This is a genomic window from Lachnoanaerobaculum sp. OBRC5-5, from assembly GCF_000296385.1.
GTDB lineage: Bacteria > Bacillota > Clostridia > Lachnospirales > Lachnospiraceae > Lachnoanaerobaculum.
In genome coordinates, this window is sequence record NZ_JH815185.1 from 583,310 (window position 1) to 595,640 (window position 12,331).

10 protein-coding genes are annotated in these 12,331 nt (G+C 35.9%); 8 read left to right on the forward strand and 2 right to left on the reverse strand.

Annotated elements, in window-relative coordinates:
* Positions 1–86: 86 nt before the first annotated feature.
* The 5 genes from HMPREF1135_RS02670 to HMPREF1135_RS02690 all read left to right on the forward strand — a co-directional run bounded on the left by HMPREF1135_RS02670 (position 87) and on the right by HMPREF1135_RS02690 (position 6,123).
* Positions 87–2,708, forward strand: coding sequence for a vWA domain-containing protein (locus tag HMPREF1135_RS02670; RefSeq protein ID WP_034242875.1), 2,622 nt, complete (start codon positions 87–89; stop codon positions 2,706–2,708).
* Between the two features lie 139 nt (positions 2,709–2,847).
* Entirely contained in the window at positions 2,848–3,309 is a 462-nt protein-coding gene (gene lepB, locus HMPREF1135_RS02675; RefSeq protein ID WP_255347316.1) for a signal peptidase I, read from the forward strand.
* Positions 3,306–4,559 (forward strand): DUF7601 domain-containing protein, encoded by a 1,254-nt coding sequence (locus HMPREF1135_RS02680; protein ID WP_007591723.1) that lies wholly within the window; start codon positions 3,306–3,308, stop codon positions 4,557–4,559. Before lepB ends, HMPREF1135_RS02680 begins: the two co-directional genes overlap by 4 nt.
* Before the next feature lie 3 nt (positions 4,560–4,562).
* Entirely contained in the window at positions 4,563–5,300 is a 738-nt protein-coding gene (srtB, locus tag HMPREF1135_RS02685; protein ID WP_007591725.1) for a class B sortase, read from the forward strand.
* Between the two features lies 1 nt (position 5,301).
* The gene (locus tag HMPREF1135_RS02690; RefSeq protein ID WP_007591728.1) at positions 5,302–6,123 is read left to right on the forward strand and encodes an LPXTG cell wall anchor domain-containing protein; all 822 of its coding nucleotides are present in this window, start codon (positions 5,302–5,304) and stop codon (positions 6,121–6,123) included.
* Between the two features lie 36 nt (positions 6,124–6,159).
* Here HMPREF1135_RS02690 and HMPREF1135_RS02695 read toward each other — a convergent pair whose 3' ends face one another.
* Positions 6,160–7,245 (reverse strand): response regulator transcription factor, encoded by a 1,086-nt coding sequence (locus tag HMPREF1135_RS02695; protein ID WP_007591730.1) that lies wholly within the window; start codon positions 7,243–7,245, stop codon positions 6,160–6,162.
* A complete protein-coding gene (locus HMPREF1135_RS02700; RefSeq protein ID WP_007591731.1) occupies positions 7,242–8,939 on the reverse strand; it encodes a sensor histidine kinase in 1,698 nt (565 codons plus the stop codon). Before HMPREF1135_RS02700 ends, HMPREF1135_RS02695 begins: the two co-directional genes overlap by 4 nt.
* Before the next feature lie 215 nt (positions 8,940–9,154).
* Between HMPREF1135_RS02700 and HMPREF1135_RS02705 the strand changes: the two genes are divergently transcribed.
* From HMPREF1135_RS02705 to HMPREF1135_RS02715, 3 genes are all read left to right on the forward strand, one after another.
* Positions 9,155–10,513: an ABC transporter substrate-binding protein gene (locus HMPREF1135_RS02705; protein ID WP_007591732.1), complete on the forward strand. Its 1,359-nt coding sequence runs from the start codon at positions 9,155–9,157 to the stop codon at positions 10,511–10,513.
* 95 nt (positions 10,514–10,608) lie between these two features.
* The gene (locus HMPREF1135_RS02710; protein WP_007591733.1) at positions 10,609–11,499 is read left to right on the forward strand and encodes a carbohydrate ABC transporter permease; all 891 of its coding nucleotides are present in this window, start codon (positions 10,609–10,611) and stop codon (positions 11,497–11,499) included.
* 1 nt (position 11,500) lies between these two features.
* Positions 11,501–12,331: a carbohydrate ABC transporter permease gene (locus HMPREF1135_RS02715; protein ID WP_007591734.1), complete on the forward strand. Its 831-nt coding sequence runs from the start codon at positions 11,501–11,503 to the stop codon at positions 12,329–12,331.

Consider the following 12,331-nt stretch of genomic DNA (forward strand, 5'->3'; position numbering starts at 1 on the left):
AATTTGTATACAAACATTTCAGAAAAATATTGTTTGTTTTTTTCATGTGCTTAATTGCGTACCTGTTTACTGATTCTTTGGCAGATATGGCTACACCTTCAAATGCCGAGTTTAACGATATTGTTATAACACCCGGTATGGATATGGCTACTTCTTCAGATGCAAGGCGGCATGAAGTAAAGCTTGACGGCATAAGTGTAATTGTGGATGTGCCGGAAGGTGCCTTTGATACAAAGGTAACGCTCAAGGCAAAAAGATTAACCGTAAACGAGCTTGAAAATAATGTAACTCCTGAAAAGGGAGATGATATAAAAGACAGTGACCCGGAAAAATTAAGTGAAACCGCAGTTGGGTCGGACAGTATAGAAAATGCTGAAGACTCCTCTGAGAGTTCAGGAACTGTAGAAGTTCAAAAACCTGATGAAAGTACTGAAAGCATAAATGGTACACCAGCTTTGGAAAGTGTTGAAAGCACTGAAACGGTTTTGAATGAAACTGTACAGGTTGCAGGTAATGATGCTGATGAAAGAGTAAAATTATCTGATGAAGGCAATCAGGCGAACGGAAGCAATCAGGTCACAGAGACATTAAGTGACTCTGTAAGTGAGAACACAAATTATTTGGAAGATGCGGTTATAAGAAATACCGAATCTGAAAATGAAGAGTTTCCGAAAGATTCGATTTCTCTTGATATTCATTTTGAAGATGAAAACAATGTAGAGATAGAACCTTTGACAGCGGTATATGTAAATATTAAAATCGACAATAATTTACTTCCTGAAGGAGCAAAGCCTGAAGAAACGGAAGTTTATCATATAAAGGATGATAATACTGTAAACAAGATAGAAGATATAGCTCTTATAGAGGATAAAGATGACAACAGTATTACCACAAACTTCAGTACGGACAGCTTCTCGACATTTTCACTACACTGGGGATCGGCAAGCAGCAGATTTTATGTAAATGTAAAATATGTTGATACAAACGGCAATGAGATAACTGCAGATCCAAGCAAGCTTGAATTATTCAAGAACAATAATAACGGTGTTTTTGGTAATGACAATGATAAAATAACTCCTAGAGAACTTGATACCGGCATAGTGGGTATGAGGTATAAATATGCCAGAGCTGTAATGTCAAACGGAACTGTAGTAAATAATGTACTGCAAATAGAAAGAGAAACCAGCCTTGTAAAGGGACTCAGATATACGGTGGACGGTACAAATTGGGTAGTATTTTCATCTGATGAAATGAGATATCTTGAACTGGTATACGAGCCTGAGAGAAGAACTATTTCAAACCGAAGAATAAGGACAGAAATAAGCAAGACTGTAGAAGATCCGGATAAGGACGGAATCTATGATCTTACACTGAAAATAAGTAATCAGACCGGAAGTACATCAAACAGAACAAATATGGATGTATTGTTCTTGCTTGATACCACAAACAGTATGAGTGAGGGTATCTCAGGTAGTGGTACAGATCCGAAAATATCTTCAGTTTACAGTACACTAAGAAAAGTAATAAATAATAATTATTTTGATAACGTTAAGTACAATGTGAACTATGCATTGGTAGGAATTGACAGTGAGGCACATTTGTATCGTAACTGGACAAACAACGGAGGATTACTTCTTAGCAGTATACCTATAAGTCCAAATGGTACAGAGAGCAAAATAAACTATGAAAAGGGGTTTTCTAAAGCAAATGAGCTTTTTAGAAATGGTAGAAGTGATGCACAGAAGGTACTCATTTTTATAGTAGATGGGAATCCGAATCTTTTCACAAATCATTCCAACAATAGAAATGAGGAAGGTTTAACTACTCCCAATATGAGAGTACTTCACGCCCAGTTTGCACTGTATGCTATTGATCTAGACTATTTTTTCCCTATTGGTATTGGAAATAGACAATCAGATATGAACGAACTGAAGTATTTTGTTGATTCAAATATTTCAGGTAGTCCGATAAATGGATATAAAGGTATATCTTTACCGGCACCGGGAGTAGAGGTTGGAACCGGTCCATATTTTGCAAGCAGTAAAAATGATTTTTTAAACAGGATGAGAGATATAACGAATGTTTTAAAGAATCCGAGGGTGAGCAATGTCGTACTGGAGGATAAACTCAGTCAATATGCAATGATTGCAAAGAATCCTTCAGGTAATCCATATCCGCTTGAGATTGAGGTTTTAGGCCCTACAGGAATACATACAGGAAATTATGTAGTGCTAAACAGTACGTACAGATTATCTGCTACTCCAAGAAATTCTATGGCGAATATTGTATCCTCATACAGTGATGCTACTAAAACAATCAGATTGGAGTTTCCGACGGCATATACTTTGGAGACCGAATATACCTATATGGTAAAGGCAAAGATAAAGACTACACCTTTAGCCGAGGCAAAATATGCCGCCACTAAGCAGTTCCAGAAGAATCCCAACGGAACGGATGTGGTAGGAGATCCGGGAACCGGATCGAAGTCATCAAACCAAAAGGGATTTTATTCCAATGATATAGCAACTCTTACATACAAGTATAAGGATCAGGAAATTATTGAAACATTTAAAAAACCTGTTATCCAACCATACATAAATCCGATAACTACGGGTGTGGCGTTTGATACATCTTATGCCGTGATTTTTATAATAATGTCGATTCTTTCGATTGGAATATTTTATTTTAACAGGAGGAAGAGATGTTAATATATTTTATAACTATTCAAAGCAGGTGCTATATGAGAGCATGAAAAAGCAATAGTTAACACATATATAGGAGGATGGATTTATAGAGGAAAAGGAGAAAATCAAAAAGCGGAGTATAGCGGAATTAAAGTCGTTTATAATAAGGTTTCTGACACTTGCCGCAATGATTTATGTCTTGGTATTCATAGTATTCGGAATAAGGATTTCGCCGAATAATGAAATGTTACCGAGAGTAAGAGCGGGGGATTTATTATTTTTCTATAGACTTGAAAACAGACTTAAAGCAAGTGATGCCATATGCTATCATTTTGACGGTGAAAAGTATATAGGAAGAATAATTGGAGCGCCGGGAGACACTATAGATATAGATGATAACGGAAATGTTATACTAAACGGTGCCGTATTGGTAGAAGATGATACCAGAGGCAAAACAGATAAGTACGATACCGATGTAACATATCCTATCGTATTGGGAGAGAACGAATTTTTTATACTTGCCGATAACAGAACGCTTGCAAAAGACAGCAGATATTTCGGAGTTATAAAAAAGAAAGATATTGAAGGTAAAATAATTATCGTTATAAGAAAGGATAATATATGATGTTTAAAAGAATTATGACTTTGGCGGCAGTATCTGCCATGACAATCGCAATGGCCGGAAGCGCAATAGCTGCAGAGACAACAAAGCAGTTAAAGCCTGCAGCAGGATCACCGAACAAAATCAAGTTCACTAAGGAGATGAAAATCTACAATGTGGACGATCCGACAGGCGGAAGTGCAAAAGCACCTGATGTAAAGTATACATATACTATCACAGGAAGTACAGGCGGTGGCGGAAGAACACCTGTCAGCGGTACAGACGGCGGACTTACTGTAGTTGCAGGTACAGCAATGCCTACTATCTCAGCAGCAGAGTTCAGCCACAATGATACAATTACAAGTAACCTCGTAAAAAAGGAAGTTACAGTTGACTTTACAGAGCAGTTTAATGAAGACGGTAATAATGATATAACTGTACCGGGTATCTATAGATATGAGATTACAGAGACCGGAAACTTCAACCTTACTACAAGTCAGCATGACTACACAGGAGATGTAAGCCAGCTTACAGGAGGCAAGGAGAAGAGATATCTTGATGTGTATGTAGGATACAATGCGGCAGGAAAGCTTGAAGTAAAGACAGCCGTTATGATGAAAAAGGATACTACAGTTACAGACAACTCAAAGACTACAGGTTATATTGATGATTTAAACGGTGCGATTACAACAGACAACAAGGATGATGTAAGTACCTTTAAAACAAGAGATATTATTCTTCAAAAGGATGTAGCAGGTAACATGGGTTCTACAACTGAAGAGTTCAAGTTCACTATCGAACTCAGCAATATCGGTGTAGGTATGGACTATAAAGTAACTTCTACAAATGCCGCAAACCCGACTGCTATCACAGGTGTTACAGCAAATACATATTCACTTACAAATGTTAAGTTAAAGAGCGGTCAGACTATAAAGATTTCAGGTCTTCCTTCTACAGCAAAGTACAAAGTTACCGAGGATGTGACTACAGTAGGACCTGCAGGATACAAGACAACTCATGGTATTAATGTTGCAAGAATTACAGCACCTACATCTACAACTCAGTATGCCAATGTAGCGGCTGTAACAGCAGTTACTCCTGTAAAGGCTGATGATACCGTTGCGGATACAATATTCTTCTTGAACTACCGTGATACACCTACACCTACAGGTGTTGCAATGAGCGTAGCTCCTTTTGCAATCATGGCAGGATTCGGTATCTTACTTATCTTGGTATTCTTTAAGAGAAGAAAAAAAGAAGAAGTTGAGAACTAAAAGATGAATCTTATAGGAAAATGTGCATACATAGGAAACAGGATTATAGATATAATCGTTATTCTTATGGCGGTGATAATGCTCTTATTCGGGGCATATTCACTATATGGTATTTTTCATGTATATAAAGGGGCATCTCTTTCAAGAGAAATCTTAAAGAGTGCCCCCGGTACCGCCGGAAATGCGGATGATACCGTAAATGTAGAGGCTTTATTTAACAAATATCCTGATATGAGAGCGTGGCTCAATATTTTTGATACCAATATAAACTATCCTATAGTTCAGGGCATTGATGATGCGGAGTATCTCAATAAGGATATAGATGGTGAGTTTTCTCTGGCCGGATCGATATTTTTAAGCAGTCTTTGTAACGGTGGCTTAAATGAGCATTACTCACTTGTTTACGGTCATCATATGGACAATGGAGCTATGTTCGGTGATGTTGAAAAGTTCCTTGATAAGAGCTTTTTTGACAGTCATGTGGACGGAATACTTTATACCAAAACAGAGATATATGATGTAAAAGTATTTGCAGTTTTGGAAACCGATGCCTATAATGAGAAGATTTATTTTCCGTATTTTGCAAATGAAAACAAAGATGATTTTTATAATTATCTTCAGAAAAATGCGGTACATATAAGGGATGTAAACCGTAATAATAAGGTTATTACAATGTCTACATGTACAGAGTCCTATACAAACGGAAGGATTGTGCTTTTTGGCGAACTTATAAGGAGATGATATGAAGCAAATTTATAAGAAAATCATATTTTTCCTTTTGTTGACATATTTTATATTTGTGCCAAGGGATGCCTTGGCTGCAAATGTAAAATTGCCTATTAACATAAATGTATCGGGAACCAATCCTGTTTACTACAGATATGATGTAAATATCAGTAAGCTTGATTCAAGGAATAATGTTGTTTCAACTGAAGAAATTTCGATGCCTTTAAGAAGAAACGGTACATATACTTATGATTTCGGAGATTTTGACGATGTCGGAGAGTATAAATACAGTATAAGTCTGGCAAATGCCGATGATGAGAGATTTGCCTTTGACAGAAGAAATTATATTGTTCATATACAGGTATTAACAAACGGAACTGATATTTATACAAATACGTATCTTGAGGACCCGAATGAAACGGCAAAGCCTGCTGCAGTGGATTTTAATGTAAAATATCTTGTAGAAATAGTTTATCCGAACGAGAGGGATAAGAACAAAGGCGGCTCCGATACAGGGGATAATAGAAAAGATAATAATAAAGATAATAAAAAAGACGGTCAAAAAAATACAGATAAAAATAATAAAAAGCCTTCAGATGATGAAAGTCGTCCTGATAACAGATCGGACGGCGAGCCTTTAATTATCATAGATAAGCCGGATAATAACAAGTCCGATGATAATAATAATGGTAAAATGATTGAAGTGGCAAAGAGATTACAAAAGGCTATTGTAAAGACAGGAGATGAGAGCTCTCTCAGTTTCTATACAACTCTGTTTTTTGTTTCAACATGTATTTTTATACTACTGTTCTTTAGAAGAAAGAAAAACCACCGGTAAAGTATCTGGATATATTTTTTACATGGTGGTTTTTTCTTATAATTTTAAATTCTCTTCACTTGGAGGATATCCAAACTTTGCCTTGTATCTTTTGCTGAAATAAAATATATCGGAATATCCGCATTCTGTCGCTATATCTACTATTTTCATATTACTGTTTCGCAAAAGTTTTTTCGCTTTTTCAAGTCGGTAATCCGAGAGAGTTTGTTTTATCGTACTTCCATATACTTTTTTAAATACCGTATTGATATAGGACGGATTTTTGCCCATATTATTTGCAATTTCTGCTACAGTGTAATCATAATTCGAAAAATTTCTTTCTATATCTTCAAGTATCTGCTTTCCGATAAGCTGCTCCTTGGTTAAGATAGTGTTTAATCCCATACAGTCAACACCGATCTCAATTAAAATATCCTCAAGTTTTTCTATACAGGATATATCCTTTTCAAAAATATTTTCCTGCATATACTGAACCAGGGTAAGACTTTGCAGTATATGATACTTTATATCAAGGCTGTTCAGTATTTCTCTGATAAGCTTGTAAAGTGTGGTGGCATTATAATTTTCCAAAATATCTTTTGTATTTTCTTTTATAAAATTTGCATATGACTCTTTATCCGAATTTGACATATATTTTATTACAGCCGGTCTTATGTTGCTTATATCTTTAGCCTGTATAATCAAATTTTCTTTATTAAACAATCCGGATAAAAGAGCTATACTTTTGTCCTTAGGCATATTTTTTGAAGACTCAATAACATCAATGCATTTATCAAGGCTTTCTAAAAGAGCCTCTTCACTTATAGGCTTTGTGAGATAGTCAAAAACACCGTAGCGCATCGCCTCTACGGCAAAATTAAAATCATTATATCCTGATAGAAGTATTATTTTGGTATTCAATTTATTTTCAAAAATATATCCGGCCACTTCAAGACCTGTTACAGATATCATTTTTATATCCATAAGTAAAAGATCTACTTTAGTAAGTGAAAGACATTTTATAACATCTTCCCCGTCTTCACATAAGGAGACTATATCTATATTTGTCCTGTTATCGGATATAATCTTTTCAAGTCTTGCACGAATAAAATATTCATCATCGGCAATAACTAGTTTTATCATAAGAACTCCTTTTTTATTTTAAAAGAAATACTACATCCCGGGTTTTGATTCTCAAAGTCGAGCCTGTAATCATTACCGTAATACAGCTTTAAAATTCTGTTTATATGCTTTAGAGCAAAGTGGTGGTTATTATCGGTTTCATCGTTAAGGATATGATTTAAATTATCCATATCTATTCCGAAGCCGTTATCTGAAACCTTAAATAATATATTATCTTCATCCTGATTTACTGTAATATTTATATTTCCCTTATATTTTAAGCCTTTTATACCATGATAAATACTGTTTTCCGCAAGAGGGAGCAGTATAAGTTTCGGGCATTTAAATTGCTTTATATTTCTGTCACAGGAAATGCTGTATTCAAATTTATCATGGTATCTTACAGACATTATATCAAGATAAGCCTTACAAGTATGTAACTCTTCTTCTATATTCACAAAACTTTTTCCCAGACTTAAACTTCCTCTGTAAAATTTTGAAAGATTCATCACAAGTTCCATCAAAGTCTGTTTCTCATCAAGGCTTGCAAGAGAATATATATTATCCAGAGTGTTATAGAGGAAATGTGGCTTTATCTGTTCATTCACCTTATCTATTTCAATACGATTTTTTTCCTTTTCAATATCTATCAACTTGTTTTTCAGTTCGTTTTGAGACTTCAACATTATATTAAAATCTCCTATAAGTTCTTTCATTTCAGGAGAGTCGGCTTCATAGGAAAATTCTCTCCAATTACCTTTACTTACAAATCTTGTATGTTCTACCAAAGCATAAATAGGCTTACTGAGGTTTTTAGCAATATCTTTTGACATAAAAAGTGCAAGCCCGAGAGAAAAGCATGCGGTTATAAAAAAAGCGATTCCCATAGTAAGTGCAGGCTTTATAAAAAAGAATAGAGGAATAAAATGTACAAGCTTCCAAGGATAGGACTTTAAAGGCATTGTATTTATAAAGCCGTAACCTGAAAAAATATGCCCCGATTTTCCTGATTTGACTGCGCCTATTATAGTGTCCGTAAGAGTGTTTTTCTCATTCAGATAGTCGGATTTACTTATAATATCGTACTCATTGTCTACAAGCAGATAAAGAGAACTTGAAGTATCGGATACCGCATATATATCCGATATGCTTTTCTCAGAGATTATAAGCTCTATATAGCCGTAGAGATCACCGCTTCTGTAGTCATATATCGGATGTACATATGAGAATGTATCGATCAGATTATCACTGGAGGTATCATACTTTTTTGTTGCAAACCATTTTCCACCGGATACACGGATAGCTTTAAAATCACTTGGATATTGCTTCCTTTCGGAGCTCATAATAATACTGTAGTCCTTATCATATATACTTATACCGTAAATATATGGTGCAGGATATATAAGCTTGTAAATTTCCAGACTCATATTGATTTTCTGAGCGGAAAAACCGTACGTATTATTATAATAAGTGTCAAAGCCGTGCTGTATAACATCATTGTTTAAAAGAAGTCTGGAATAGTGGGTTGCTGAAGTAAAGTAGTGGTCAAGACGATTTTCTATATGGCCAAGCTGTATATCTGAAGCCTCGATTCGATCGTCTGTATAATAAAACATAAATATAATACTTGTAATAAAAAACAGTATACCTACAGGAAGTAATACCATAAGCCTGAGGCCGTCAAACAGTTGCAGATAAATACTCTTACTTTTCAAACTCAACTCCTAAAATAATGATAAATAGTCTGATATTTTTTAACCTTGTCAAAAATATAACTCTTGATATGCATTTTAATCAAAAATTTATAGAAATAATTATACATGGAGGCATTTAAAATGACAAGAAATCTATAAAAATTCCATGGGATGCCTGACCGGGAATTGCTATAATCAAAACATAAATTTTGTATCGTGTTTTTAAGGAGGAGTTTATGAAGTTAAAGAAAATTGCGATGCTGGGTATGACATTGGCACTTTCAATCGGAGCACTTGCAGCTTGCGGTTCGGGAAAAAACGGAGGCGGTGAGTCACAAAAGGCGGCCGATTCCGCAAACAGTTCGAGTGATTCAAGTGAAAAGGTTAAGATAAGACTGCTTACCCGTATGGCAGGAACTTCAGATATTGTAAAAATTTACAACGGTATTATAGATGAATTCAAGGCAAAGCATCCTGAAGTTGAGATAATTGACGATTCACAGGGTGATGAGAGCGCATTCAACAATATCTTATCAACAGATATGGCTTCAGGTAAAATGGCTAATATCTACCGTGTACAGGGTGTTGCAAACCTTCAAAAGTATATTGATAACGGATTCTTACTTGACGTCACACCATACCTTGAGGCGGATCCTGAGTGGGGTAAGAGCTTTGCACCGGGAGCATTGTCATACTACAGTGTTCCGGGTAAAGAGGGAACTTATGCAATTCCTATGGAATCGGGTCTTATAGGTGTTTATTATCACGAGGATATATTAAAAGAGGCCGGAGTTGAGAAATTCCCTGAGACATGGGATGAGCTTTTAGCAGCTATAGATAAGTTGAATGCAAACGGTGTTACACCTATAGCTTTAGGTGAGAGCTCAAACTACATGGGCGGACATTTACATGATCAGATTTTCTATAAGTGGCTTGGAACAGAGGCTGCAAAGGAACTTGGAAACAGAAGCAAGAAGTGGACAGACCCTGATGTTGTACAGACACTTCAGTATATCAAGGATTTAATTGATGCTAAGGCATTTGATCCTAATGCTGTAGGTATGCAGGATGATGTGGCGATGACAGCTTTCCAAAACGGTGAGGCTGCAATGGTTGTTACAGGACCTTGGATGATCGGCAGATTTACAGATCCTGAGAAGACACCTGTAAATGAAGATATCAAACTTGCAAAATTCCCTTATTTTAAAGAGAAGCCGGAATACAAGAACTATGATATGCAGGTAATCAGCCCATATATGATAAACGGAAAGCTTGAAGGAAAAGAGTTGGAGCTTACAATTGAACTTGTAAAGATGCTTACAAGCAAAGAAGCGGCAAAGAAATACGCGGAAGAAGCACAGTTTATTATGCCTATAGAGGGCGTTGATATTGACGAGAGCAAGGTAACACCTTTATTTGTGGAAAGCATGAAGCTTGGTGCTACAAGTGAGGGTATCGGAGTTGATGTATTTGACTTTGATGAACTTACATCTATGCAGGACAGAACAAGAAACTCAATTATGAGCTTGTTTACAGGATCAAGTGCAGAGGAAGCAGCTGCCGAGATTCAGGCTGAAATAGATAATGCAAAATAAGAATAGCTTAGAGCCGAAATATAGACTAAGCTTTTAGAGGTATTAGAGCTGTTTGATTTAGCAAACAGCTCTATTTTAAATATTAAGGAGACAAAATGATAAAGTTAAGAACCACCAAAGCAAAATTCACGATTTTTCTATTTATCTTGCCGGCATTACTCCTATATACAATATTTCAGCTGATACCTATAGCCGGAGGAATATACTTCTCCTTTGTAGAGTGGGACGGACTGGCAGGTACCAAGCTGACATTTGTAGGTTTTGATAATTATATAAGCGCATTTCACAATAAGCAGTTTATACTTTCACTTTCAAATATGGCGAGAATGGTTGTATTCAGTGTGCTTTTACACACGCCCTTAGCGCTTCTTTTGGCTGTGGCCGTAAATGCAAAGCTTAAAGGATACAGATTGTTTAAAACAATATTTTTTGTACCGACAGTTTTTCCTATGACTGCAATAGGTCTTATGTGGTACTTTGTTTTCATGCCTACAGGTGCACTGAATACTTTACTTACAAATATCGGATTAAAGCAATTTGCCATTCCTTGGCTTGTAAATAAAGCAACTGCAATGAATACAATAGTAGGTGTAAATGTCTGGGCAGGAATAGGTTATTATATGGTAATAATCTTGGCAGGACTTACAGTAATTCCGAAAGACTTATATGAGGCGGCATCTATTGACGGTGCTAATCCTGTACAGATGTTTTTTAATGTTACAATTCCGATGTTAAAGCCTACTTTGATTATGTGTATAGTTATGGATATCATAGGAAGTGTGAAGGTATTCGATCTTGTGTATGCAATGACAAGCGGAGGTCCTAACGGACTTACAAACCTGCCTACAACTCTTATGATAAGTGAGGCGTTTAAATACAGCCATTATGGAGTAGGTTCAGCCATCGGTATAATTATTATGCTTATATGTTTGGTTGGAACAGTTGGAAGTAATACATTATTAAACAGAGGAAGGAGAGTGGACTGATATGAAAAAATCAAATATAAGTATGAAGGTAATAGCATATACTTTCCTGATTATTATGGCAATAATATTTGTAATGCCGATGTTATTTACTATTATTTCTTCTTTGAAAACAAAGCTTGATATATTCTCAGATCCTTTTGCACTGCCGAAGAATCCGCAGTGGAGCAATTATGTTATAGCATGGAAAGATGCAAACATGAGTGCTTACTTTATAAACTCCGTTATACAATCAGGCTCAACCGTTATTTTAACAAGTTTGATTTCCACAATGGCTGCATATGCTCTGGCAAGATTTGATTTTAAACTTAATAAGGTGCTGGTATTGGTATTTATGCTTGGAATGATGGTACCGATGCATACTATCTTGGTTCCGGTGTCTTATATCATAGGATTGTTTAATCTGAAGAATAATATTTTTGCGCTGGTACTGGTGTATGTTGCATTTAATCTTCCTTTCAGTATTATGGTAATGATAACCTTTATGAAGGGAGTTAACCGTTCTTTGGAAGAGGCGGCTATTATAGACGGGGCAAATTATTTCCAGATTTATTCTAAGATAATGATACCTCTTACATTGCCTGCAATATCAACTATTTCCATATTCAATTTTATGGGCGCATGGAATAATATACTTTTCCCGCTTCTATTTATCAATGATAAGAGACTTCGCCCTATTTCACTCGGACTTTTAAATTTCAACGGTGAAAGAGGATCTGAATACGGTCTTATGATGGCAGGTATAGTTATAACTGTTGCAGTACCTCTGGCAATATATCTTTTATTCCAGGAAAAAGTTGAGAGCGGACTTGCAGCAGGTGCTGTAAAGGAGTAA